18 protein-coding genes are annotated in these 25995 nt (G+C 46.2%); 3 read left to right on the forward strand and 15 right to left on the reverse strand.

Translation table 11 applies throughout. The features are described from left to right. Positions 1–40: 40 nt before the first annotated feature. From AAHT65_RS01695 to AAHT65_RS01755, 13 genes are all read right to left on the reverse strand, one after another. On the reverse strand, positions 41–439 hold the full coding sequence (locus AAHT65_RS01695; RefSeq protein WP_003327144.1) for a YueI family protein: 399 nt from the start codon (positions 437–439) through the stop codon (positions 41–43). Between the two features lie 190 nt (positions 440–629). Beyond that, positions 630–878 carry a YueH family protein gene (locus AAHT65_RS01700; protein ID WP_088117880.1) on the reverse strand — a complete coding sequence of 83 codons (249 nt, stop codon included), beginning with the start codon at positions 876–878 and terminating at the stop codon, positions 630–632. Positions 879–948: 70 nt separating this feature from the next. Continuing rightward, positions 949–1170, reverse strand: a complete 222-nt coding sequence (locus AAHT65_RS01705) for a spore germination protein (RefSeq protein WP_003327142.1) — start codon at positions 1168–1170, stop codon at positions 949–951. Between the two features lie 63 nt (positions 1171–1233). Continuing rightward, positions 1234–2340: an AI-2E family transporter gene (locus tag AAHT65_RS01710; RefSeq protein WP_010789794.1), complete on the reverse strand. Its 1107-nt coding sequence runs from the start codon at positions 2338–2340 to the stop codon at positions 1234–1236. 237 nt (positions 2341–2577) lie between these two features. Continuing rightward, complete coding sequence (locus tag AAHT65_RS01715) at positions 2578–2814, reverse strand: YuzF family protein (RefSeq protein WP_003327140.1); 237 nt, start codon at positions 2812–2814, stop codon at positions 2578–2580. A gap of 189 nt (positions 2815–3003) precedes the next feature. Then, the gene (locus tag AAHT65_RS01720) at positions 3004–3534 is read right to left on the reverse strand and encodes an HD domain-containing protein (RefSeq protein ID WP_003327139.1); all 531 of its coding nucleotides are present in this window, start codon (positions 3532–3534) and stop codon (positions 3004–3006) included. A gap of 214 nt (positions 3535–3748) precedes the next feature. Further along, the gene (locus AAHT65_RS01725) at positions 3749–4480 is read right to left on the reverse strand and encodes a (S)-benzoin forming benzil reductase (protein ID WP_010789795.1); all 732 of its coding nucleotides are present in this window, start codon (positions 4478–4480) and stop codon (positions 3749–3751) included. Between the two features lie 61 nt (positions 4481–4541). Beyond that, positions 4542–5018 (reverse strand): type VII secretion protein EssA, encoded by a 477-nt coding sequence (essA, locus tag AAHT65_RS01730; RefSeq protein WP_010789796.1) that lies wholly within the window; start codon positions 5016–5018, stop codon positions 4542–4544. A gap of 7 nt (positions 5019–5025) precedes the next feature. Then, entirely contained in the window at positions 5026–8211 is a 3186-nt protein-coding gene (gene esaA / locus AAHT65_RS01735; RefSeq protein ID WP_088117881.1) for a type VII secretion protein EsaA, read from the reverse strand. Continuing rightward, positions 8208–12692, reverse strand: a complete 4485-nt coding sequence (gene essC / locus AAHT65_RS01740) for a type VII secretion protein EssC (RefSeq protein ID WP_088117882.1) — start codon at positions 12690–12692, stop codon at positions 8208–8210. Before essC ends, esaA begins: the two co-directional genes overlap by 4 nt. 60 nt (positions 12693–12752) lie before the next feature. Beyond that, a complete protein-coding gene (gene essB / locus AAHT65_RS01745) occupies positions 12753–14081 on the reverse strand; it encodes a type VII secretion protein EssB (RefSeq protein WP_088117883.1) in 1329 nt (442 codons plus the stop codon). Between the two features lie 14 nt (positions 14082–14095). Then, entirely contained in the window at positions 14096–14335 is a 240-nt protein-coding gene (locus AAHT65_RS01750; RefSeq protein ID WP_010789800.1) for an EsaB/YukD family protein, read from the reverse strand. Positions 14336–14403: 68 nt separating this feature from the next. Continuing rightward, entirely contained in the window at positions 14404–14697 is a 294-nt protein-coding gene (locus tag AAHT65_RS01755; RefSeq protein WP_010789801.1) for a WXG100 family type VII secretion target, read from the reverse strand. Between the two features lie 468 nt (positions 14698–15165). On the opposite strand from AAHT65_RS01755, the gene AAHT65_RS01760 reads away from it, so the two are divergent. The 3 genes from AAHT65_RS01760 to AAHT65_RS01770 all read left to right on the forward strand — a co-directional run bounded on the left by AAHT65_RS01760 (position 15166) and on the right by AAHT65_RS01770 (position 18442). Continuing rightward, complete coding sequence (locus AAHT65_RS01760; protein ID WP_003327134.1) at positions 15166–16395, forward strand: PucR family transcriptional regulator; 1230 nt, start codon at positions 15166–15168, stop codon at positions 16393–16395. A 110-nt stretch (positions 16396–16505) separates the two neighbouring features. After that, positions 16506–17642, forward strand: coding sequence for an alanine dehydrogenase (gene ald, locus AAHT65_RS01765; protein ID WP_003327133.1), 1137 nt, complete (start codon positions 16506–16508; stop codon positions 17640–17642). Positions 17643–17764: 122 nt separating this feature from the next. Then, on the forward strand, positions 17765–18442 hold the full coding sequence (locus tag AAHT65_RS01770) for a YukJ family protein (RefSeq protein WP_010789803.1): 678 nt from the start codon (positions 17765–17767) through the stop codon (positions 18440–18442). A 149-nt stretch (positions 18443–18591) separates the two neighbouring features. On the opposite strand, the gene AAHT65_RS01775 is transcribed toward AAHT65_RS01770, so the two are convergent. Both AAHT65_RS01775 and AAHT65_RS01780 read right to left on the reverse strand, forming a co-directional pair. Continuing rightward, positions 18592–18813, reverse strand: coding sequence for an MbtH family protein (locus AAHT65_RS01775; protein WP_088117884.1), 222 nt, complete (start codon positions 18811–18813; stop codon positions 18592–18594). Then, complete coding sequence (locus tag AAHT65_RS01780) at positions 18810–25994, reverse strand: amino acid adenylation domain-containing protein (RefSeq protein WP_343310886.1); 7185 nt, start codon at positions 25992–25994, stop codon at positions 18810–18812. Before AAHT65_RS01780 ends, AAHT65_RS01775 begins: the two co-directional genes overlap by 4 nt. Position 25995: the final 1 nt, after the last annotated feature.

Below are 25995 nucleotides of genomic sequence, written 5' to 3' on the forward strand. Positions count from 1 at the left end.
TGAAAAATCAGTAAAAAGACAAACCGTAAGTTTGCCTCTTTCAGGTTTTCAGAACCGACCGTTTAAAAATATCGTCCTGAACATATATGGCATCTCGATTAATCGCCTGTTGCTCAACAATGACGAGGCCTAAAGGCGTATTGAAATGCAGGTCTGATATGATAGAAAAATGCATGCCATTCTGGCGGGCCATCTTCATATACGGAGAATAAGCCGTATAATTCAGCTCACCATTTATTAATAGAGAAGCTCCTTTATTTTTCTGAATCGCCTGCCTCACTTCTTCGTAGGGTTTGCTTCTCAGAACCTGCCCTTTCGTTAACGCAATAATGACTCTTTCCCGAAGTGACCCTAAAAATAAGTGCCGTTCATCAGGTTTTGTTTCCAAAGGCCCGTACATCCCCTGCTGCAAATAGAGATCAATTGTTTCGTCGCTCAAAAGCCCGTCCTCCTGGTTCAGATAACATGATGTGTGACCGGCATGATGCCGGACTCAATGATTCGAAATCAATATAGCCCACAGACAAGACCGCCTGGCATGTCAGCCCCGCCCTCAGTACTCCCCGATAAGGAGTATTCCCTCGTGCGGCGGAGGCTAAACTGATCTGCGGAATGCTTGTCCGCCTGTATTACATTTCAGTTACCCAATGAATGATTTTTTTCGTCAATTCTAAAGCCGGCTCTTCTTCTGTCAGACGGCGTAATGACACTTCCAGCCTTTCAGGAAGAGAGGCTTTCTCTTCTTCATATGAGATGATTGTGCTCCATTCCAGCTGGGGAACGGCGACAAGTGTATGAAATTCTTTTTTATTTTCATGAAGATAGACGTCGCCGATCATGCCGATTTGTGCAATGATGTTTGCTTTTCTGATTTTCATAAGACTGCTCCTCTAATAAAAGACTATTCATATTATACTATAAAAAAGCAACAGCCTCTTATCAAGGCTGTTACCCGTTAAAAGATATTGTCTCGTCAATCACATCGGCGTCGCTGTAATATGTTTTGCTGTAACGGTTGTTTACTTTCATAAAATCACCGCTGTGAAACGCACCGGATCCCGCGCCTGTTTGATCAACGCTTTTGGGGGAAATGGCAAAAACATCGCCGAAGCTTGCCGCGGCATCTCCGGTTAATGACATGATATAGATCGGCCCTACAATTGCAGGCATACACACACCTCCCGCGCTTATTTCAAGCATCATATGCGGATGGGCTGAAAAGGTGCCCGCGTCTTATAGGCGTGAATGATCCGCTTCAAGCTTAGATCGCTGGCGAAGCTTAATGAGCCGGACAATATTCAGGAAAAACGCCTTTAACACGGCATAAACCGGCACAGCCAAAATCATGCCGAGAATACCGCCAAAGCTTCCGGCCCCGATTAACAAAAGGATAATCGTTAATGGATGGGTATTCAGTCTTTTTCCGATTACAAGCGGTGACAAAAGATTGCCGTCAAGCTGCTGAACGACCACTACAACAATGATCGCAAAAAGCGCTCTAGCCGGTGAATCCATCAGCCCGATGATGACCGCGGGAGCCGCACCGAGAAATGGCCCGACATACGGAATAATATTAGTGACGGCCATGACGAGTCCGAGAATCAAAGCATACGGCAGACCAATAATGGAATAACCGATAAAGCAAGCGGTTCCGACAAAAAGACAGATCAGCAGCTGGCCTTGGAAATAAGCAGCCAGCGTATCGTATAAGTCTTTAAAAATCTTCATTCCCTCCGTCCGATAAGAGGCGGGCAATATTTTGACAGCCAAGTGCGGAAAACGATGGCCGTCCTTCAGCATATAAAAAAGGATAAACGGAACAGTGATAATGACAAGCGTGATATTCGTCACAACGCCAAAGACCGCTGACAGGCTTGATGTAATATTTTGCGGCAGGCTCTGGAGAAAACTTGTCAGTGACTGTTCAATTTTTGATATCGACACGTAATCTTGATTCATCATCCATGTAAACCACTGGGAATGGGATAAATCATTTGTTAAGCCCTGAATCTGTTTTATGTATTCAGGAAGATTTCCAAATAATCCGGAGATTTGGGACGTAAGAATAGGCCCGACCGTCGCAAATACAAAAACAAGCAAACCGATAAACAGTAAATAAATCAATAAGATTGATAATGTCCTCGGTATTTTTTTCTCAAGCAGACGGACAACCGGATTGAAAATAAAAAATAAGATCCCCGCAATTAAAATCGGAAAGAACAGCGTAGAGATAAAGATGATAAACGGCTGAAAAATAAATGACACTTTCGTTGATACAAGGATAATGAGCAATACAAATAAGATTTGCAATGTCCAAAAGTGAACTTTCGATTTCAACAAGCTTTTTCCTCCTAGTTTTTTCGATCTTTTCTGATGAAAGATCGGACTGGTACTATGATTGTATCAAAAAAAGGAGGCTGTCAGTACTCCATGTTTTAAAGAGTTCTTTAAGAGCATAGCCATCTATGCAGGATGGGATGCAAATCGTGTTTCTTTGCGTTATAGCGTGCAACAGAAAAATAGGACATCCCCGGAAAACCGGATCGTCCCTTCTTCCTCTTTCTATGCCGCCTTCCTTTACACTCTTTCGCTGTAATCCGGCATAACGGATACGATTTGCCCGATTCTGACTAAGAAAGCGGAACCGCCGCTGCCTTCAATAATGATATGGTCCGGATTGACTTCTTTCAATTTCCCTCTGACGATGTCTTTTACAGTCTGAACAACGAACCTGGAGCCGATCAGTTTTTGGATGGTTTGATATACGTAAGGGTCTACTAAAGACACCAATTGCGGACTTCCCTGATGAGCCATTTCTTTTAGTCCCCTTTATTTCTTGGTTTACCTCAGCATATGCCTCGAATAAGGCATATGACATAGGCAAACCGCCAAGAAATGAAAAGGAAAAGGAAGGGATTCAACGCGAAGATAACTATGGGCGGGATACATGACGGGAAGCGGTGTCGCCGTTGGGTTATGTAAAAGCGGAAGGCCGAAAAAGGCCTATACTGGCTTTGTTATGGGGGACTGGGCTTGGTCGATTAACTGATCAAGCTTTTGAATCTTTTTGAGCGCGGCCGTGTGATCTATTTGACGGTAATGATGATGTCCGCCAGGTTCTTCATCCAGTTCGTCCGCTTTTTTCACAATTTGCTGCAGCGTGTTTTTATCCAACTCGCCTTCAGGCAAATAAGAATCAGTATGAAGCAAAATGGCCAGCGCCACTTCTTTTGCCGCTTTAGGTTCTTCACCAAGCCGAATCAGCAGCTTATGGGCGCGCTCCGCACCTTTGATGGCGTGAATATCATTTCTTCTGTACTTTTCATAATCCCATTCACCGTCTGTGTACCATTCGTAATGTCCGATGTCATGCAGCAGCGCCGCTTTCGCAGCCAAATCAGGACTGACATTCGCTTTTACCGAAAGACGATACGCATGAAAAGCGCAGGCAATCGCATGAGCCACACCGGAACGCTGTAAATATTTTTGTGCAACTGGATGGGTGAAGACATCCATTAATGTAACCTTTCTCATGGAAACCCCTCCTTTATATATTTTTAGAATCCTAACATATCCTGAGAAGAAACTCAATTCTTATGTCACATCATTTTGCCTTATATCCTCATTTCCTATACGGCAAAAAGTATGTTTCAGTCAGTATATGCACCCGACTGGCGAATGATTGGACATAAGCCGGCCCCGAGACTGCCCAATTCTCCATATAAAAAAGAGCGGGATGTCTCCCGCTCTACAACAACTCTTTTATACTGTATATACGCCCATTTTCCACTTCATCGCCTAAAAGAGATAACAAGGTGCCTGCGATAAATTCCGGACTGCGCAGGTTTCCTGACTCATTCAGCTTTTGAAACCGTTCGATGTCATGAAAATCTTTTTTTGATGATGAGCGGATGACCGCCTGCATATCGGTGTCCATAACGCCTGGTGAGAATGAAATCATTTTCACTGGAAGACGTTCGTCCTCTTGTTCATATCCGAATGTTCTCGTAAACATATCCAAACCGGCTTTTGAACTGCAATATGCGCTCCAGCCTTTGTATGGGTTCTTCGCAGCCCCGGATGAGATGTTTACGATCGTTTTCTCACCCTCAAATGTGCTAAAGCGTTTTGTGAACATCTGGCTTAGCAGCACGGGAGCTGTCAGGTTGAGATCATAGTGGCGCTGCAGTTCTTCCAGCGACGCTTCTCCGGCCCTTTTAATCGGTGTGACCATTCCGGCGTTGTTGATCAGTGTGACGGCGGAGAAGTCCTCAGGCTGTATGGATTGAAGCAGCGTGTTAAATTGATGCTCCGCTTCCTGAAGATTCGTCAGGTCGATTTGATGCTGTGAGAGCCTCTCATGGCTGATCTCGCTTTCCGATCTGGATAAGGCATGCACCTTGTGGCCTTTTTCTAAAGCTTGTTGCGCAATCGCTTCTCCTAAGCCCTTTGAAGCCCCGGTGATGATATAAAGCTGCATGGCAATTCCTCCTTCCTGGTTTATTTTACGTACTGCGCAATGGGAAAACAAGCATCTGAACTTAACGCTTTTTGTTGTCTTGCAGCGTTACCCTCGGAATGAGGAAGATAATGCCGGCAATTCCAAGCAAAATCAGAACTGTGTATATCATCGGCAGCAAAAATGATGGTTTAGCCGTTTCATCCGTTTGACTTTGAGCTGACTTTACAGCCGGTTTTTCATCAAACGTAAGTCCCAGCTGTTTCGTTTGGGCTTTAATAGTGTTTGAATCCTCAATATCAGATGAGGTGAACAGCTCTTTTTTCAGCTCAGCGTCGGGATCTTTTGACGGCAGTTCAAATGTTAAATTTTTTTGCTCTTCAGGCAAAGCCGTTTTTTCTTCATAATAGGATTCTTCATGTAAGTAATCTGTATTGATCTCAACATCTTTCTGTTGATACTCATTCGGTTTTACATCTGTGTTCTCTTCAGTTACGGCGGCGGCGGACGGAATGAAAAGGAAAAAGGAGAGCATAAAAAGCATGATCCCCTTTTCCATACACCACTTATACGTCATGGGTTTCTTCAATCTCCGCCGTTTTATCTGCCATCAGCCGAATAACCAGCGGCAAAGCCACTGTAATCAGCGTAATGATCAGTAAAGCAGTGATTCCCATCGTAAACAAATGGCCCGTTCCGTACTGAATGTCGATATATACTTTTGAAACAGGGTTATCGAAGCTGAAGTTCGGCATAACCAAATCAATCAGCGGTGCGACATAGAATAAAATCATAGCCGATGACGCGATCCAGCCCGCTATTGATCCAAACATAAATGCCGCCCGAATAAAGGCCGAACTTGCAACCAGAAGCAAAATTGTAAAGATTGACCACTGAATCGTCTGATCGTCAGGAAGTGAATAGATATTAAGCCCGAACAAGCTGATCATCAGTCCGACCAAAATGTTCAGAATACCAAAGAGCGCACCTTTTACAAGAATCGGGGCATTTTGATAATACGAGCTGAAATATCCGATCAGCAGACTGCTGATTAAAATAATGACGAGTATCACAACCGGCGGTACAGTCTGTGTCCGTTCTTCAGGAACTTCACCGCTGATTTTGAGCGGATTCGCCAAATAGTCATAGACATACCCGTTGTTTTGCCCGTCGACGAGCGTGTTGCCCAAGATTCCGTAGACATCTTTACGCACAAGCTTCGTGGAATCCACGTTTTTGCCCCAGTTGTTATTTAACGTATCTGCTTTCGTCTGTACTTCATTTACACTCTCTTGCATGTTGCTGGTGTAATCAATGATGCCTGACTGGCGGTCAGATAATGAGCCCATCATGCTTGAGATCTGAAGCACTTCTTGGCCTACCGTATCCTGTACAGTGAGCGCCATCGTACCCGAGAGGCCGCCGTCCTTAAATGTGGCTGCTTCTTGAGCGGCGCCGCTTGTCAACTGATCAGAAGCATTTGCCGCGCTTTCAGAGATTTTAGAAAGCTCATCTAACACGCCAGACTGCTCGTCTCTGATATAGTTGCTGTAGTTGCTCGCAAACTCAGTCATGCCTTCAATGAAATTGTCGATGTCTTCATCGGTAGCCATCGTATTGTTTTTGAGATTCTCCCAGCTTGCGGTTTCTTCCGGTTTGATGGCTAGGATTGATGTGACGTTTCCTTGTTGGCCCTCAATGGCACTGCTTTTTGCAGCAGCATCAATGGTTCCTGATAATACAGAGTCATATACAGATAAATATTTATAGTATTTCATTAAAGCAGAGATGCTTTCTGTATTGATTTCTCCATAGAATTGAAGCTGATCTTTATATTCTAATTCGCGAATTGCAATGTAAATCCTTTCAAACTCCTGCTTTCGTTTCTCTTCGAGTCTTTCGAGTTTATTATCGAGCGTTTTTACTTGGTCTTTCAAATCGTCAATTTCATCATTAAGACCATCCATATGATCTTGCAGTTCTTTGAGTTTCTTTTTCAGCTCTTCATTATGCGTATTTTCTTTTTCTTTAAGCTCTTCTTCAATTTTCTTAATTCGTGCTGATGCTTTGCTGAGCTGTTCTTTTGCTTTGGCGATATCAGAATCGCTTCCTGCCTGATCTTCATCCTCTGGCTGCGTCGTGTCTCCGCCGCCTCCGATATCACCAGAATCTCCGGTTCCGTCTTCATTTGCCAGCTGGACAAAATTGAGTGCTGAATCAGATGACGCAGTTTGTTTGGCAGATGCATTTGTTTCGGTTTCTCCGCTGTATGACTTACCGTTAGAGGCGTCACCGTTCTGATCTTCGCCGGTCCCCTGCTGCTGGTCCTTATCCTCCTGAGTCCCGCCGTCCGTTTGTCCGTTGGTATCACTGCCGTTATCGCCGTTCCCAGCGTCTCCCTGTTGATCATCAGGATCGGGACCAGGAGTGCTTCCGTCATTCGGTTTTTCTGTCGTTGGATCTTCTTTTTCAGGCTCCTTCAGACTGTCTGAAATGTCCTGAATGTCGGCGGCGATGTATTTCAGTTCATCACGCTGTTTTTCCAGATCAATTTTCAGTTCTTCCGGATCTTCTTTTTTTGGATCTTGATTTTTATCGTCAGAACCTTTATCTTCATCCGGAACCGGGTCATCTTTCGCAATCGTGAGCGCTTTACGCGCGTCAACGAGCTGACCATACACTTGGTTTAGCGCAGTCTGTCTTGATGCGGCTTGATATTGATTGATAAGTTCGCTTTGTATCTTCGCCATTCCAAATTCCTGCTTAGGCACCTGGCCTTCTCTGATTTGCTGGGTAGCTGCCAAAACTGTGCTTGTTTGCCCAAGCTGCGTTTTCACTTGGCTTATGCCTGTAGACAGTCCGCTCATCATCTCGCTGAACTGATTAGCCGCTTGCTGTGCTTTGATCGCGTCAAGCCCGGTTTGGATTTGTTTTTGGTTTGAATCTTGTGCTGCCAGAAGCAGCTTCTTTTGATTTTCTTGATATTGTTTGTATTTCTCAACCGTTTCGACGAAGTCTTTCATCACGCTTTTCGCTTCGTCTGCTGTTGTCGCTTTTTCTTTCGTTGTGCCTTGCGCTTCATTCATTGATTTTTTCAGCTCGTCGATCAGGTCTTTTTGGCGTTTGATCTCGCCTGCTAAATCATTGGAGCTCGGTTTATAGAAATTGTACATGACATTTTGAAATTCTGATTCTTTGTTGACGATGTTGTCAAATTCTTCTCTGACATTGTCAACTTTCTGCGAGACAAAGTTCCAATATAATGTCGACATTTTTTTGTTCATGGACTTTTGGGCATCCTCAAGCTCACGCTGCACCTTTTCTTTGTTTACGGCATTCAGATTATCCTGAACACTGAATTCCAGCGTTGCTTTTTGCGGGCGCTCTTGATCATAGCTCAAAATGTTTTTCGAAAAATCAGAGGGAATATAGACCACCGCATCATACTTTTTGGATGCCAGTCCGGTTTCAGCGGCGCTTCGGTTGACAACCGTCCACGAGTAATCGGGGCGCTCGCCTAAGACAGCCGCCACCTCTTTACCGAACTGTGCCGATTGCTCATCCTCTTCATCCGCCGACACTTCTTCATTTAATAAGCCGGTATCTTCATTGACCACGGCGATTTGCCGTGTTGCGTTTATTTTTTGCTTTGTCGGGTCGTCTCCGATAAATCGGAAAAACAACACCGGCAAAAGCAAAATGATGATGATGGCAGATATTAATTTGATCACGCTTTTTCGTTGTTCTGTCATCTTGCATTCTCCCTTTCCGCAGAACATAAAGGAATTTGAACTTTTTGCTCCTTCCCGTTTTCAACAATGTAGCCAAAGCCCGGCTGGATGTCTGGCTCTTGTCTCTGGTAAGGGAGAGGAATCACATTTTGTTCAGATTTTTTCATCAGAAGAATCGCATGGCGAATCTGCTTCATTTCTGTCGTCAATGAATCATAGCCTTTTGAGAATTCACTGTGATTTCCGCCCGGGATAAAGCTAAAGCCAAGGTGGGCGTAAGATTTCATAAACAGTGCCAGCTGATCCTGGATTCTCGTGTCGATGGTTTGCTGGAACCTCGTGATGCCGTCTATCATCAGCACGACTTGTGAGAAACGAAGGCTGGCGGCATCTCCCTGCCGAACGGCTTCTAAGTACATTGCTTCTCTCGTTTTGAAAATTTCTTCGGCAGCTTCGATCCATTGCATGATATCTTCTTTCGTTTCCAGATAGGACACGTCCGCTTCTTTTGCATACTGCGACATACCTCTGTCAATTGAATCAAACAGGCCGATCAGTTCAGTCTCATCATCTATCAGGTGTTCAAGCATCACTTTCATGACATTTGTTTTTCCGCGCTGCGTCTGTCCCAAGATGAGACAGTGCTTATGTTTCGCCAGATCAAAATACACTGGGCTGACTGTTTCTTCATCAAGGCCCATCGGAATAGATAAAGGCGCACGGTCTTTTTTGAAGCGGACAGAAAATTCTTTTGATGACAAGGTTTCCGGCAGCATCGGAATCGGCGCCGGAGACTGGTGCGAACTGTAACGCTCCAGAAGGGCTTGAACGTCCGTTTTCAATTCATTAAACATGTCCATATCATTATCTGCTTCCACCGGCAGGAACATCTGCGCAAAATAAAGCTCTTCTTTGTTAATAATAACGCGCCCGGGGATCGGCTCCAGGCTGAATTTCGGACGGCCGTAAATGGAGTAGCCCTCAGACTGATCCATTAAATAATGAACGACCTTTGTTTTTAAGTTGTTTAATAACGATTGGCGGACAGCGTTTACCCGTGTCGCTGTCAGCATGAAATAAATCCCTAAGCTCTGCCCGTCACGGGTGATTTGGATAAATTCCGATTCAAGCTCATGCATTTCGTCCTTCACGATGTCAAAATTGTCAATCGTGATGAAAATGAACGGAAGCTCTTCTTCGCTGATCGCATTGTACATTTTTATATGGCTGATTTCTTTTTCCCTGAACAGCCTTTTTCTGCGGTCGATTTCTTCTTTGATCCGAATCATGAACTTTTCAATTTTACGTGTTTGATCCATCAAAAAGTAGTCCGCTGTATGCGGCAGCTTCGCTAACGGGAGCAGCGTTCCGTTGCCGAAGTCAAAGATGTACATATGCAGTTCTTCAGGCGTGTACCCTTCCGCGAAATTCATTAGGAACGTGGTCGCCGCGATGGATTTTCCGTAGCCGGACGATCCGAAAATACCGATATTGCCGTCATCCATCATCGTATAAGCAAGCGGCGTTTGGCTTTGTTTATCAGGCTCATCAATATAAGCAAAATGAAATTGCCCTTTGTCTTCGGATTGGAAGAGAGTGCGCGGAATCCGTTCCGCAAGCGGCGGCAGCCATGGACTTGGCAGCTTCTCAATCCCCATCTCTTCCTGGATTCGTTCGATTTCATCAACAACGGCTTCAATTTCAGCCTGTGTTTCTTTTTTCGCAAGCTCGTCCGTATCAACTTCAGAGAGCGGGATAAGCCCAGTGTCCGTCACAATGGCGATTTCGTCCTCAGTGCCGTACACTTCCTCCAAATAAGGTGCTCCGCTCCACGCGGATTGGAACAGCTCGTACACTTCGTTGTTTCCGACCTGCAAATACCCCCGTCCTGTTACGGTAATATTTGCGGCGTCGCTGTTCTTCAGAATTTCTTTACTGTCGCTCGCATCCTGAACCTTGAGCGCCACTTTAAAGCGCGAGTTGCTCCAGATTTGATCGTCAATGATTCCGCCAGGCTTCTGCGTCGCCAAAATCAAATGGACTCCGAGGCTTCGGCCGATACGCGCAGCACTGACAAGCTCCCTGATAAAATCAGGCTCCTCGCTCTTCAGCTCGGCGAATTCATCTGAAATTAAGAACAAATGCGGCATTGCGATATCTGTTTTCCCCTGTTTAAACAGCTTTGTATAATCATTGATGTGATTGACTTGATACTGATCAAACAGGCGCTGCCGTTTTTTCAATTCGCTTTTAATGGAAGCGAGCGCCCGCATGCTGAAGTTTTTGCTTCCTTCGATATTGGTGATCGTACCGAGCAGGTGGGGAATATTGCGAAACGGCTGCGCCATGCCCCCGCCTTTATAGTCAATCAATAAAAAGGCCGCTTCATGCGGATGAAAATGAACCGCAAGCGATAAGATGTAGGTCTGGAGAAATTCACTTTTTCCGGAACCCGTGGTCCCCGCAAGCAATCCGTGCGGCCCGTGGGCTTTTTCATGAAGGTTCAGATAGACAATGTCATCTTTCCCTTTGTAGCCGATCGGGACAGACAGCGACTTCGTTGATTCGCTAGTTTTCCATTTTTGCCGTATTCCGATTTCCTTGACTTCCTTTGCATGAAACAGTTCTAAAAACGATACCGTTTCAGGAATGGAGTTGGTAATGCCGACTTGATGATTCAGTGTTCTGAGCGTTCGTGAAAACCGTTCGTTGTCTTCCCGCTGATGATGGTCAAGCTGAAACGGAATCCGCACCGCTTTTTTCTTTTGGATTAAAATATCCCCTTCCTGCTCATTGATGTAGCGGACAAGGGTATGAATATTTTCCGATAAGCTTTCCTTTGTTTCCGCGGCAACGATCGTAGAGATGCCGAGATGCTCGTGCCGCCCTTCTAAATATTCTAAGATGACATGCTCTGAAATGAGCTGCTGGTTCGTAATCACAAATACAAAGTGCGGTTTAAACAGCAGCTTTTCTTTTTCCTCTTCCAAATCTCGCTCTCTCAACACTTCGTAAATGGAAGACAAAAGCTGGTCGCGGGTTTGTTCATTGTATATAAAGCCCTTCGCATAAATATGAGGCATTTGGAATTGAGGCAGCCACTTCATCCATTCCCAGTCTTTATATTCATGCTCATGGAAAATGAAGACGAACCGCAAATCATGATAACTATTAAAGAAAGCCAGCTGTCCGATCAGCTGATGAATTTCGTTTTTCACAATTTGCGATTTTCCCACAAGCCCCATTGGCCCTTCTGCCAAATCAACCGTAACAGGCGCTTGGCGGATCTCCTTATACACCCGCTGCATGTGCTGCGATTGCTCCATTAAATGGTCAATATCCCGGTTAGCCAGGTCTCCGCCGCTCATCGAAATTTCATAGCTGGACGGAACCGTTCCGGTCCCGAGGCGGAGCTGAAGAAAATCAGCGCTTTCCAGTGATTTTTCCCAAATGCGGTCGCTGATTTCTGTGGTGAGATGTTTCATTTTTTCAAAAGAAGGGAAATGGAATTCCAGCACTTGCTTTTGTTTTTCAGCCAATTCCTGAAGCTCTTTCCGTTTGTTATCCAGATAAAGCTTATAGACACGCTCACGTTTTTCTTCCCGTTTTTTCCGCTGGCTTTTTTCACGGAAATATTGAACCGTCGACGTGATAAGGGTCATCATAAACATTGCCAGAGACACGATGATAAAGATTCCGCGCGGCTGAATGAGGGCAACAATCCCCATCACGATCAGCATGACAATAGGCGGCAGGATAACAAGCCACAGCCCTCTGTTGTTTTGATCGCTTTCTTGTGAAGGAAAGCTGAATGACACCCGGTCTTCCGGAAGGTCATAAACCATCCGTGGTGTTCTCCGGTATTGCGGATATTTCTTTTTCATTTCCGAGCTTGGCTTTGCCGTTTCCACTAAAGTTGTTTCATATGGTTCATAATGCATAATCTCCAAAAGATCATGTTCCACAATTCTCATTTGAAGAAAATCCCAAAACAGCTCATCTCCTGCCTGAAGCGGCGTATCCTCTTTCACCTTCTCACCATTCAGGAAAACGTCCTGATCTGCCGGGATGACATTCCAGCATCCCATCGTTTGAAGCAATGAAAAAGCGCCTTTACCAGGAAAAGCAGACTCATTACTCTCTTTATAAATGTCGGCTTTTTGAACATCAGATGAACAAGTGATTTCGTTTTTTTCACCTACATAGAAGAAAGACGCGCCCTGCTGATCGTCTGTCAACAGCAGCCGAACCTCCTGCTGACCGGACTGCAAAGAAAACCATTCTCTTAAGGACAAAACGCCGAGTCGGTCATTTCCCAGGAAAACTTCATATTCATCATCCTCACTCCTGTGAAGAGAAACAGATCCGTTTTCAAACGGCATACTGAGGATGGTGACGGAATCCTTCACATCACGTCCGATTGTCACCGGCTGGGATATCGGGAGATCAGACAATTTTATTTTTTGGAAGTTTTGCTGATAGAAAATCCATAAAAGACTCATATGGCGAACCTCCTTGCGGCCTTAGAACAGCATGTATCAATTTGCACATTTTGAATGAAGCTATTTATCATCTTTTTTCTCATCTTTCTTATCATTCTTATCTTCTTTTTTCTCTTGTTCTTGTTTTTCTTTCTCTTCCGCTTTCTTTTTCTCTTCCGCTGCTTTCGCCTCTTCTGCGGATGTTTGTTCGGCTGTATCGCTTTGAGCGTTTTCAGTGTCTGATTCTTCTTTTTGTTCATTTATTTCTTTATCTACTTTTTCTAGCTCACTTTGTACAGAGTCGAGTTCTTTTTGTTTTTCTTCATCTTTCATACTGTCATCTGCTAATAGTTCTTGTTTATATTTCAGGAGGCCTAAAACTATATATGGGTTGTATTCAAGCTTGCGCCCGATGCTGATTGCTTCTTTGTTATCGCCTCTTCCAATATCAACCCAATACAGAAAATGCTGAGGGTCTGATTGAAGCGTGACCAGATTTTGAATGTTTTTCCGTTGGTTCTCACCTAGTTTTTCAACCGCCACGTATGATGAAGCCAGTTGATACTGCACCGATTCCGGCAGGCTTTCCGCATCGTATTTGGACAGCTTGCTGATGACTTCACTGTATTGCTTATTTAAGAACGCGCGGTTGCTCTCCACAATCGCTTCATGCTTCGGGTGGGCGAAAAATAATGAATACATGGCATAAATCAGCGACGGAACGAGCAAAACAATCAGCGCCAGGCCGATATACCTTTGGATGCTCCACTTTTTTCTCGGGATATGTATGTATGTCTTCTCTTTGGCTTCAAGCTGATCAATATTGGTCTGAATGAGTTCAAGCAATTCATCAGCCGTTTTCGCGTTTAATATTTCCTTTGCTGCCGTTGAAAAGGTCATCGTTTCGCTGTATTTGAGATAGTCTTCAAACGCAAATTCGCCGTCTACAGCCAAGGCTGCGGCAGCTTTCAGTTCGTTCCACACTCTCTCCTCGTCATTGTCATATGGAGGGATGCTTTCTTTCACTCCATAATGAAGGAAGTATGGCGTTAAGCCCTTGTTGAATACGATATTTTCCGGTGCGACAATCAGATGAAGCCGCTTCATGGTGTGCTGCTGGACAGCCTGAACGAGCTGATAGGCGAATTGCCACTTGCTTTTTTTATCTTTAGCTTTGATAGAGCGAAATTCTTTGTATGAGGGAGGAGGTTGGACTGTGATGATCACTTCATCTTCTGTGATGCCGATCTCTTTATGAAAAAATGGATTAACATCTTTAATAACATTTGCTTCGAGACCGTTCAGAAGTTTGATTTTTTCCCGCTGAAAGGTAAATGTATAGCCTGTTTCCGTCTTTGCGGTTTCAGCTTCTAATTGGTTTTCTAAATAGGACTTTTTTTTATCTGACATTCAACCAGATCCTTTCATAGTATTTCAAGCCGGTCTCCGCTTGTAATGCCGCAGTCAGATAATTTGCACTCTCCAGAAAACACTGTTTCCTTATTTACCACTCTGACCCAATAGCCTTCTCGCGGAGGAAGTGAGACGCTTTGGGCCTGCCAAGCGATGTCAATCACTTTTTTCACCGGGTGGTAATCTGACAATCTGAGGTCGAAGACACTGCCGTTATAATGTTTCAAATCTATGGTAATATCAATATACATTTATAATCACCCTTACATAGAAAGAGCGCCATCTTCTTTGAATCAGGCGCTCCTTCGCTTTCATACTATTATCCGCGGATTTGGCTTGCGATATCTTGGTCAGTAGACTCAAGAGTGTTTGCTGTTTGATCAAGCTGCTGATTCACATCTTGAAGCAATTCTGACATTTTGATGAATGAAGGTTTGAGCTGCTCATATTGATCTGCGAACGCTTCACTTGAAGCACCTTCCCACATTCCTTTTAAATCGGAGATCATTCTGTTTAAACGATCTACCTGATTCATTACTTCTTGACTTTCAACGCCATATTGCTTTGCCATTGCTCTTAGCTCTTCGGGTGTGACACGAATAATTCCTGACATATTCCTCATTACCTCCTGTGCCATCAGCCTAAATATGGGCTAATTCACTTATTTTTAGAACGTTTCTATTATAAAAACAAGATTTCGGTATAGTCAAACAAATATGTTTTAATTTTACAAAATGAGTCCATTGGGGTATCTCTCTTTACGTAAAAATTCCATAAACTATGAAACAAATAGGTTTATTTTCTTACATATTCCTTCTTTTTCCGATTAGTTCAAAATACCCAGTAGCCGACGTCTTTTTAAAAAGGAAGCTTTCAGAAAAATTGAGGCCTCTGCACCAATTTCAATGAGATTCATTTCGCATGTCTTCCTCCATCCGAATAACCCTTCGTTCATCAAGCAGACAAACAGGCCGTGTCAGAGGATTTTTGTTGATTTCCCCAAACAACTGCACACATAATAAAAGCAGGGGATGGCATCTTGCCAACAACATATGAAAGCTATGAAAAAGTAGGGATATGTATGACCAATCTAAGTGATCCGTTTAAATACAGTTTTGACAGGCTTGAGGATGTCGCCGACCATATCAGCGAGGTTCTTCAATGCCCCATTACAATAGAAGATGTCAATCATAAGCTGCTTGCGTACAGCACCCACAGCGATTGTACTGATCCGGCCCGGACGTCGACGATCATCGGCAGAAGAGTGCCCGAAAAGGTCATTAATAAATTATGGAAGGACGGGACGATTCCCGCTTTGCATAAAACGGACCAGCCGATCAGAGTGAAGGAAATTGATGAGGTCGGCCTAAGCAACCGCGTGGCCATTTCCATTTGGAAAAACAATCAGGTGCTTGGTTTCATCTGGGCGCTTGAAATTCAAAAGACGCTATCGGACGATGATTTGCTGACCTTGCAAATGGCTGCAAAAGCGGTGCGGAATAAGCTCCTCAATCTTCAAATCAGAAAAACAAAAAATGAAGAACGCAGCCAAGAATTCTTTTGGAAAATGCTGACTGGCCACATACATGAAGAAAGTGAAATGGCAGAAGGATTTCATAAGCTCGGGATGGCGGTCCCTCCTGTTTTTTCTGTCATGATTATTCGCTTGCAAAGCGAAATGACTGAGAAAAAAGAACGGCAGCTGCAATATTTACAAGAGACTACCCAGCAGGTCCATGTATTGCTGGCAACTGCGGATTATAATGAACTTATAATTTTAACAGCTCCCAAAAATGATCAGCCCTTTAAAGATTTGAAGCAGTTTGCTTTCCGCATACAAAAACAGCTGACAGACCGTTATAAATTGGAGGACGCTTCAATTGCTTTCGGCGGGATATACGAATCAATCTCAAATGTATACCGCTCCTATCAGGAGGCTCTCGCTGTCTTAAAGGCAAAAGAGCGATTTGTGAGAGAAACCAAACACCTATTCAGCTTTTCGGAGCTGGGCATTTATCAGTATCTCGATGTATTAGATGAAAAACGCAAGCATACCGGATACTTCAATTACTCTCTGGCAAAGCTGGAACAGTACGATCAAGAGCATCAATCAAACCTGGTTGAGACCTTGGAACGGTTTATAGACGCTGACAGCAACGTCAATACAGCCGCAAAAGCTTTAAATATTCATGTGAACACGCTGAATTACCGGCTGAAGAGAATCAGCCAGATCGCTGAATTCGATTTAAAGAATATTAATGAGAAATTCACGATGTATCTGGATATCAAGCTTCGAAACACTCATTTGTGAAATTTCACAAATCGGTGTTTTTTTATTTTCTTTTTCAAACAAAGAATTTTCTTAAAAATCGGGATACACTAATAGCATAGTAACTACGCAACAAATGGGAGGAATCAGATATGATTATCGGAGTTCCAAAAGAGATAAAAAACAATGAAAACCGTGTCGCTTTAACGCCGGGCGGGGTTTCACAGCTCGTCAGCGGAGGCCATCGCGTATTCATCGAATCTAACGCCGGGCTTGGAAGCGGATTCGAAAATGAAGATTATGTATCTGCAGGCGCAGAAATCATCGCGGACGCCAAACAGGTGTGGGATGCCGAGATGGTAATGAAGGTCAAGGAGCCTCTTCCTGAGGAATATGTGTATTTTCGTGAAGGGCTTGTTTTATTCACCTACCTTCATTTAGCCGCAGAACCTGAACTTGCAAAAGCATTAAAAGATAAAGGCGTAACTGCCATTGCATATGAAACGGTAAGCGACGGGCGGTCATTGCCTCTTCTCACGCCAATGTCAGAGGTAGCGGGAAGAATGGCAGCACAAATAGGCGCGCAATTCCTTGAAAAGCCAAAAGGCGGAAAAGGCATTTTATTAGCAGGCGTGCCTGGAGTTTCCCGAGGAAAAGTAACGATTATCGGCGGAGGAGTGGTCGGTACAAACGCAGCGAAAATGGCTGTCGGGCTGGGTGCTGATGTTACGATGATCGACTTAAACGCTGACCGTTTGCGCCAGCTGGACGATATTTTCGGCCATCAGATTAAAACGTTAATCTCTAACCCCGTCAATATTGCAGATGCTGTAGCAGAAGCGGATCTCCTCATTTGCGCCGTATTAATTCCTGGTGCAAAAGCTCCGACTCTCGTTACGGAAGAAATGGTCAAACAAATGAAAGCCGGCTCAGTGATTGTTGACGTCGCCATTGACCAAGGCGGTATCGTGGAAACTGTTGATCATATCACAACACACGATCAGCCGACTTATGAAAAACACGGCGTTGTGCACTATGCTGTTGCAAACATGCCGGGAGCTGTGCCGCGGACATCAACAGTGGCATTGACGAATGTAACAGTTCCTTACGCTTTGCAAATTGCGAACAAGGGCGCTGCTGCAGCAATAGCTGAAAATCAGGCATTAAAGGCCGGATTAAACACAGCGAACGGCCATGTGACGTATGAAGCCGTTGCAAGAGATTTAGGATATGATTATGTATCCGCCGAAAAAGCCTTACAGGACGAGTCTTCTGTGGCAGGCGCTTAATAAAACGTTAGCTTGCAGATTCCATTCTGCAAGCTTTTTTTGTAAAATATGCTCTTTTTCAAAGGAAAAAGGAGATGGCAGGCCGAAATAGATGATTATACTGAAGGTAAAGGGGGATTCGTATGGCAGTTCAACAATATGGAGTGTTAAAAGGAATCGTCTCAGACATGAGAAGAGAAACAGATGATGACAGTCCGCATTTCCAAGTAGAAGTGATTGGTGAAAAGGATACGCGTTATAGATGTGCGATTAATGTGATGTCCAGTTCTGAAGAGTCAGAGGTTTTGTATCTGGCTGATGATCAGTTTGATTCTAGTTCCATCACCTTACTTCCGAACCTGCCGTATGGATATAAAAAGATTGATGCCGCGAATCGGGATCTTGCTTTAGACTATGTGCGCGGCAATCTTTTCGATTCTGCAAAAATGAAACCTCTCCCTCATGAAGTGACGGGGCCTGATAATGACTTAAATGATTTTATTGAAACCTACATGCAAAAGGCCAAAGAAGAAAAAGCGCCCGTTTATATTTACGGCTCAAAGTTCGGACCAGAACAGACGCCGGATAAAATTTTTGGTTTTACCCCGACAAACGGGATGCACAATATTCACATGAACCAAGGAAACGCCATGGATACCCGGTGGAAAAAAGATAATGGCTCATGGCATGATGGAGGCATTTTGATACAATTTGCCGACCAATGGGCGGCAGTGTTTTTAGCTTTCTTATCACAATCTTGGTGTACTGACGAGGAGGGCAATCCTGTAGAGGATTGTGACCATACACATCAGAAATATTAAAAAACGCTCCTCCCTTTCGGGGAGCGTTTTTTTATGGAGTGATACGCGAACCGCAAGATCCTTATAAAAAAGAAAGACTGCCGGCGTGATGCCGGCAGTCTTCTTTAAGGTACCGCCTATAGGCTTCTGATACAGACCGTCGATCAGTTTTACTTTTCTTCGGCAATGCCCGCCTTAGGTTTAAGGCTGTTTGGCTGCATATTATGCCAGTGTGAATTAATGTAATCGAGGCAAGCCTGACGTCCCTCCTGCTCATAGACTACATTCCAGCCGTTCGGCACTTCAATGGAGCCTGGCCAGAGTGAATACTGCCCTTCTTCATTAATCAGCACAAAGTATGTGCCGTCCGCATTCTCAAAAGGATTTGTCATCTGCCATTTCTCCTCCCATTCATTTCGTCCAGTTTTTCGGCAAGAATCTGCCCAATTTCAGCAAGCGGTCCAGGCTGGCACAGATCCTTATGGCGGCAATCAATATCATGCTGTTCGATCCGTCCATTGACATATTGCATCCACGAATCAGGTTCAATTGGGTCGAACCATTCCGGTATGACGGTTGACCTGAAGAACAGAAGGCTGCCATGATATGTTTTAGGTGTATAGGCGCCTAAAATGCCGACGGAATTGACGTACGTTTCTTTCAAGTTTAGAATGACAGATTCGTCAAGACTGGCTAACGCGCTTCCGTCACGGCGAAGAATGTCAATTGCATTGTCAAGATCCATCGGTTTGTCTCCCAAACTATCAGGATCATAACCTCCCAAAGCCAGCAGCGCGATAAGTGCTTCCTGTTCATCAGGGGCTTCTTTAATTGGCAAGAAGTGGTTTGGATAGGCATCCAGCATCACAAGGAGCGAAACCTCTTCGCCTTGGTTTTGCAGCTGAGTCGCCATAGCATGAACCACATTGCCTCCAAGCGACCAGCCAAGCAAATGATAAGGGCCTTTTGGCTGCACCGTACGAATATGTTCGATATAATCCGCAGCCATTTCGTCGAGTGATTTCGGAAGGTTCTCACGCTGTCCGATCCCGCGCGCCTGTAATCCATAGATCGGATAATCTGTCCCCAAAGATGTCATCAGCCCGGCATAGCACCAGCTAAGTCCGCCGGCGGGATGTACGCAAAACAGGGGCAATTGCTCTCCATGCGTTCTCAGCGGCAGCAAGACATCCAGCGCGCTTTGGCTGGAGCCCATCTCAAGCCTTTCGGCAAGACCGGCTACAGTCGGTGCCTCAAACAGGTTGCCGATGCTCAGCTCAACTCCGAGAGCCTCACGAATCCGGCTCATCAGCTGTACAGCAAGCAGCGAGTGACCGCCAATGTCAAAGAAACGGTCATCAATACCTACGCGCGGCAAGTTGAGAACTTCAGTGAACAAGTCACACAAAATTTCCTCTTGCGGGGTTCTTGGCCCCCGTCCGGTAACGTCCGCTGCAAAATCAGGCGCCGGCAATGCCTTACGGTCAAGCTTGCCGTTTGGTGTCAGCGGCAGCTCGTCCACCATTACAAAAGCTGAAGGAACCATGTAATCCGGGAGACTGCCGGCAGCATAGCGGCGAAGTTCTGCTTGATCAGGAACGGCTTGGGAAGCAGCCATGGTATAAGCGACAAGGCGTTTGTCTCCCGGCTGGTCTTCACGGACGACAACCGCAGCTTGTCCGACATCAGGATGCTGAACGAGCACAGCTTCAATTTCACCTAATTCAATTCGGAACCCGCGTATTTTGATCTGATGATCCGCACGGCCCATGTAATCCAGTGAACCATCCGCACGCCGCCGCGCCAAATCGCCGGTCCGATACATCCGAGTGCCCGGAGGACCGAACGGATCAGCGATAAATCGTTCAGCTGTCAAACCAGCACGCCCTAAATATCCTCGCGCAAGCCCTGCTCCGGCGACATACATTTCTCCCACTACGCCCGGCGGTACAGGCTGCAATCCGGCATCAAGCACGTAAACACCAAGATCAGGTATTCCGCAGCCAATAAGACTATTAGCTCTCATGGCGGCAATGTCCCTGTCAAGCTCAATATAGCTGACATGAACCGTCGTCTCAGTAATGCCATACATGTTAATCAGCTTCGGCGCATTGTCCGGATGGCGTTTATACCAGTCTTCTAAGCGGCTAAGCTCAAGAGCTTCACCGCCGAAAATGACAAAGCGCAAACAAAGAGCCTGACCGAGCTCGTCATGTTCCCGTTCCGCCTGCATGAATTGATAGAATGCCGATGGTGTCTGGTTAAGAACCGTCACACCTTCTTTTACAAGCAGAGATAGAAAATCTTCAGGCGACCGGCTTATCTCGTGCGGCACCACTACAAGACGTCCGCCATGCAGTAAAGGACCCCAAATCTCCCAAACTGAAAAATCGAAAGCATAGGAATGAAACATCGTCCATACATCTGATGAACTGAATTGGAACCACTGTTTGGTAGAACCAAACAGTCTGATGACGTTCTGGTGCGGTATGATCACACCTTTTGGAACACCGGTTGAACCGGAGGTATAGATAATATAAGCCGGATGAAGCGGTGACAATGGCTGGACGCGGTCATCATCATTCGGATTGCTGTCGTTATACTTGCTTAATTTCTCAGCCGTTTTAGCATCATCAAGTATAATCTTCGGCAAAGAATCTGTATCAGGAACTTTTGCCTCAGCCTGCGTGCCGGTGATCACGCATACGGGCTGGGCATCGCTGAGCATAAATGCCAGACGTTCAGACGGATAGTCAGGGTCTAGCGGCAGATACGCCGCGCCTGCCTTGAGGACCGCCAAAAGACCGACAACCATATCTAACGAACGCGGAAGGGCCAAAGCAACAATTTGTTCCGGTCCCACTCCCCTGTCAATCAGCATATGGGCAAGACGATTCGCCCGTTTATTCAGCTGGTCATAGCTCAGAGCAGCGTCCTCAAACGCTACGGCACAAGCTCCAGGATTTTTTGCTGCCTGCTTCTCGAATAATAGCGGCAAACATGTTTCTGTTTTTTCTTGAGAAACCTTATTCCAATCCGCAAGCATGTCCCGACGCTCCTCAGGTGCGAGGATGTCCAGGCTTCCAATCCGCTGATCCGGATCAGCGGCTGCTGCTTCCAATAACCTCAGGAGCCGCGCCGCAAGCGCTTCGACTGTTTCTTTCTTAAATATATCAGTACTGTATTCAATCAATCCATCGAGTCCGGCCTGTGTGCCGTCTGAATGGCGGCGTTCACTAAGCTCTATTGTTAAATCAAATTTGGCAGATCCGACACTGCTGATGTGAAGATCGCTTTGGATACCTGGCAAATCCAGTACAGCGTCCGGCGTATTCTGGAATGCCAGCATAATTTGGAACAGCGGGTGTCTGGCCCGTGATCTCGCCGGATTAAGAACTTCGACGAGACGCTCGAACGGCACATCCTGATTTTCATAAGCCGCCAGATTCACCTCTCGAACTCTGTCGAGAAGCTCCCGGAAACTCGGATTATCGGAAGTATCTGTTCTCAGCACCAAAGTGTTAATAAACAAGCCTACCAGATCACCTAACGCATCATCACTGCGGCCGGCAATCGGGCTCCCGATCGGAATATCAGTGCCTGTGCCGAGACGAGTGAGCAGTGCGGAAAGGCCTGATTGCAGCACCATAAACAGGCTGACCCTGTTATCACGTGAGAGGTCATGCAAACGATAGTGCAGGTCCGGATCAATATGGAAATGAATCGTATCCCCACGATAACTCGGCTCAGCGGGACGCGGATAATCAGCAGGCAGCTCCAGCTGATCAGGCAGATTCGCCAGCGTCTCACTCCAGAAATTAAGCTGTTTCGCAATCAGGCTGTCCGGGTCCTTCTCACTGCCAAGCAGGTTCTGCTGCCAGAGTGCGTAATCAGCATATTGAATTTTCAGCGGCGGCAATTCCGGAGCCCGATCTTGACAGCGTGCCGTGTAAGCTGCAGCAAGGTCACGAGTAAGCGGCGTTAAAGACCACCCATCACCTACAATATGGTGAAGCAATAACAGCAAAACATGCTCATCCGTTCCAGTGACGAACAGTTCGGCGCGAATTGCCGGTTCAACGGCGAGATCAAAACAATATCTCACAGCTTCAGAAAGTGCTTCAGAAAGCGCATTTTCGTGAATGTCAGTAACAATTAATTCAGGATGTGCCTTTGCAGTATCCAAAATGAGCTGACGCGATGTTCCCTGAGACTCCGGGAAGATGGTGCGCAAGGTTTCATGGCGGGCTGCAACGTCACATAGAGCATCTTGCAGAGCAGCTCGATTCAATTGGCCAGATAAGCGTATGACCACAGGAATATTGTAGGTCGGGCTTGGTCCTTCCAGACAGTGCAGGAACCACAATCGGCGCTGGGCAAAGGAAAGCGGAATTTCCTCAGGTCGAGCCGCTTTCTGCAAAGCAGGACGAGCACTCTGCGCTTGATCCAGATGTGCGGCAAGACCGGCCACTGTAGGATCATCAAACAGTTTGCCGATGCCTATCTCCGCTCCAAGGGTATCGCGAACCCGACTCATCAATCGTGCGGCAAGCAGGGAGTGTCCGCCCAGTTCAAAGAATCCGTCATCTATCCCTACACGTGAAAGACCGAGAACCTCAGCAAACAAATCACAAAGAATTTCTTCTTGCGGCGTTCTAGGGCCGCGGCCAGCCGACGACGCGGTGAAATCAGGCGCAGGCAGCGCTTTTCGGTCCAGTTTCCCGTTTGGTGTCAGCGGCAATTCATTCACTGAAACAAAGGCCGATGGCACCATATAATCAGGCAGACTGCCGCCGGCATACCGCCGAAGCTCTGCAGACTCAAGGTTCGCTCCCGGCGAAAAGACGACATAAGCAACTAAACGCTTATCTCCTGGCTGATCTTCCCGAACGACAACCGCCACCTGTTCGATATCAGGGTGGCGGGCCAGTACGGCATCAATTTCCCCCAGTTCAATTCGGAAGCCGCGAATCTTAATTTGATGATCGGCACGGCCAATATAATCCAAGGAACCGTCTGTACGCCATCTTGCCTGATCACCTGTGCGATACATGCGGCAGCCCGGCGGACCATAAGGATCGGCAACAAAACGCTCGGAAGTCAAATCGGCACGGCCTAAATAACCTCGGGCCAGCCCATCACCGGCTATATACAGCTCTCCCACAACTCCTGGCGGAACAGGCTGTAAACAGTTATCCAGCACATATACCTGCGTATTCCAAATCGGTCTGCCGATTGGCGGCACTCCTGCCTTCTTGTCATCAAGCACGGCGGCAGTCGACCAAATTGTCGTTTCAGTGGGTCCGTAAAGATTCGTAATTTTACACTCGAGTTCCTGTAATGCATTCATTAGACCGCTCGGCAGCGCCTCGCCGCCGACAAGCACTCTGAGCCCTTTCAATTTTTCGGGACTGCCGGTCACAAGCGCGTGCCACAGCGTCGGAGTAGCCTGCATGATTGTGATGTTGTGCTTTTCAATCATTTTCGTTAATGCCGGCGGATCCTGAATCGTTTCCTTTTGAGCGATAACAAAACCGGCACCGCTTAGAAGCGGAAGGAACAATTCCAAAGCTGAGATATCAAAAGCAACTGTGGTTACAGCGAGCAGCCGGTCGTGTTCATCCAATGAAAATGTCTCCCGCATGGACATAAGAAAGTTGCTTAAGCTTTTCAAGGTGACGACGACGCCTTTAGGCCTTCCGGTCGAACCGGATGTATAGATGATATAAGCCGGATGAAGAAGCGACACCGACTCCGTACGGTCGCCGTCAAGCGGGTCAGCGACTGGATAACGCTCCAATACTTTAGCTGTCACGGGATCGTCAAGCACGAGCTGCGGTGTTGTGCCGTCATCTGGCAGGCTTGATGCAACCTTTTCAATCGTGATCATACACGCAGGCTTCGCATCACTTAGCATATAGGAGATTCTGTCAGCCGGAAAATCAGGATCAAGCGGCAGATACGCAGCACCCGTCTTCAGGACAGCCAGCATTGCAACAGCCATATCTGCAGACCTCGGCAAAGCCAAAGCCACAAATTGCTCCGGGCCCAGGCCGCGGGCAATTAATAAATGAGCAAGCCGGTTCGCACGCTCATTCAGTTCTTTATAACTCAGTTCAGCCCCATTACAAACGAGAGCAATGTGTTCCGGCGTACGGACAGCCTGTGCCTGAAATAACTCCGGCAGACTCGCTTGAGGCGCCGTACGGGCTGTATCGTTCCACTCAACTAATACACATTGGCGCTCCTCTGGCAAAAGAAGATCCATTTGCCCAATCGGCGTTTCTGGGCCGACAGCTATTGCCGTTTCCAGAAATCTCAGAAAACGGTGTTGATGAAGCTCCAGATCCTCAGTACTGTAGACTTCAGGGTTCGCATCCAAATCAATTCTTAACCCTCTGCCATCTGATCTGTCGTACACATTAATTGACAGATCATCGACAGGTCCAGCCGAGAGGTTATGTGTTGTACCGCGGCAGCCCGCAAAGTCGAGACCGTAGTCAAACGGCATAAGATTAATCTGAGGACCAAATAACCTATGGTTATCTCCAATCAATTTAAGATCCCGGCGCAGCTCTTCATGCCGATACTTCTGATGACGCTTGATTTCACGAATTTCCTGTGAAACCTGAAGGACAAGTTCGGCGAAACTCATATCCGGACGCACTGACAATCGCAATGGAAGCAGATTCATGACCATACCGGGGATATTCAGCGAAATCGAACCGAGTCGTCCCATCATCGGCAAACCAAGAACAACATCCTCAGCACTTGTCATTCTGTGTATGTAGGATGCTGTCGTTGCAATGACAAGTTCATGCCAGTTTGCCGCATGAGAGCGTGCGGCTGCTTTCAGTTCATCTGCGCTGGATTGGGACAAATACGCCGTCTGACGAAGAAAGCTTTCCGACGTCCGAGGCGCCCGGTCAGCCAAACTGACAACGTCCGGCTCATCTGCAAAGCGCTCAAGCCAAAATTGCCGATCCCGGTCAAACTGCTCTGATAAGTGATACTCCTCATCTTCTTGCAGAATGCGATGCAAAGAACCAAAGCCCGCTTCTTCAAAAGGAAGCTCATTCACAAGTGCGGTATAGATTTTTGACACCCGCTGGGCAATAAGCGAGAAACCGAATCCATCAATTGCAATATGATGAATGCGCTGATACCAGAAGAAGCGATTAGGCGCAGCCTTGAACAAAGCTTCGGTGAACAATGGGCCGGATGCCAGATCGACAGGCTTTGCCAAGTCTTCTTTCATCCAATGTAATGCCGCCGCCTGGGGATCAGGTTCTGAGCTGACATCAATAAAGTGCAGCGGAAAATCTGGGGACGGATTTATCTTCTGCCAAGGTCCGTCCACATTCTCACCAAAGCGGACATGCAGCGATTCTGCTTCCATTACAGCGTGCCTCAAAGCTTTTTCAAACAGGACAGCATCAACAGGTCCATCAATTTCTATGTATTCGCCGGTATTGTAAATAGGATTATCCGGATCAAGCTGCTGAGCAAACCAAATGCCGGCTTGGGCTCCGGATAAAGATAATTGAGCATCTTTTGTTTCTGTATCAGGCATT

It is taken from the genome of Bacillus atrophaeus (assembly GCF_039519175.1).
GTDB lineage: Bacteria > Bacillota > Bacilli > Bacillales > Bacillaceae > Bacillus > Bacillus atrophaeus.

Excerpts from the sequence above, each read along its gene's own strand:
- esaA (WP_088117881.1), bottom strand. The coding sequence starts at position 8,211 with ATGACAGAACAACGAAAAAGCGTGATCAAATTAATATCTGCCATCATC.
- AAHT65_RS01775 (WP_088117884.1), bottom strand. The coding sequence starts at position 18,813 with ATGACAAATCCTTTTGAGAATGCGGACGGCACATACTTTGTGCTGATT.
- AAHT65_RS01715 (WP_003327140.1), bottom strand. The coding sequence starts at position 2,814 with ATGGCTCATCAGGGAAGTCCGCAATTGGTGTCTTTAGTAGACCCTTAC.
- AAHT65_RS01750 (WP_010789800.1), bottom strand. The coding sequence starts at position 14,335 with ATGTATATTGATATTACCATAGATTTGAAACATTATAACGGCAGTGTC.
- AAHT65_RS01700 (WP_088117880.1), bottom strand. The coding sequence starts at position 878 with ATGAAAATCAGAAAAGCAAACATCATTGCACAAATCGGCATGATCGGC.
- essB (WP_088117883.1), bottom strand. The coding sequence starts at position 14,081 with ATGTCAGATAAAAAAAAGTCCTATTTAGAAAACCAATTAGAAGCTGAA.
- ald (WP_003327133.1), top strand. The coding sequence starts at position 16,506 with ATGATTATCGGAGTTCCAAAAGAGATAAAAAACAATGAAAACCGTGTC.
- AAHT65_RS01705 (WP_003327142.1), bottom strand. The coding sequence starts at position 1,170 with ATGCCTGCAATTGTAGGGCCGATCTATATCATGTCATTAACCGGAGAT.
- AAHT65_RS01780 (WP_343310886.1), bottom strand. The coding sequence starts at position 25,994 with ATGCCTGATACAGAAACAAAAGATGCTCAATTATCTTTATCCGGAGCC.
- AAHT65_RS01760 (WP_003327134.1), top strand. The coding sequence starts at position 15,166 with ATGACCAATCTAAGTGATCCGTTTAAATACAGTTTTGACAGGCTTGAG.
- AAHT65_RS01755 (WP_010789801.1), bottom strand. The coding sequence starts at position 14,697 with ATGTCAGGAATTATTCGTGTCACACCCGAAGAGCTAAGAGCAATGGCA.
- AAHT65_RS01725 (WP_010789795.1), bottom strand. The coding sequence starts at position 4,480 with ATGCAGCTTTATATCATCACCGGGGCTTCAAAGGGCTTAGGAGAAGCG.
- essA (WP_010789796.1), bottom strand. The coding sequence starts at position 5,018 with ATGGAAAAGGGGATCATGCTTTTTATGCTCTCCTTTTTCCTTTTCATT.
- AAHT65_RS01770 (WP_010789803.1), top strand. The coding sequence starts at position 17,765 with ATGGCAGTTCAACAATATGGAGTGTTAAAAGGAATCGTCTCAGACATG.
- essC (WP_088117882.1), bottom strand. The coding sequence starts at position 12,692 with ATGAGTCTTTTATGGATTTTCTATCAGCAAAACTTCCAAAAAATAAAA.
- AAHT65_RS01720 (WP_003327139.1), bottom strand. The coding sequence starts at position 3,534 with ATGAGAAAGGTTACATTAATGGATGTCTTCACCCATCCAGTTGCACAA.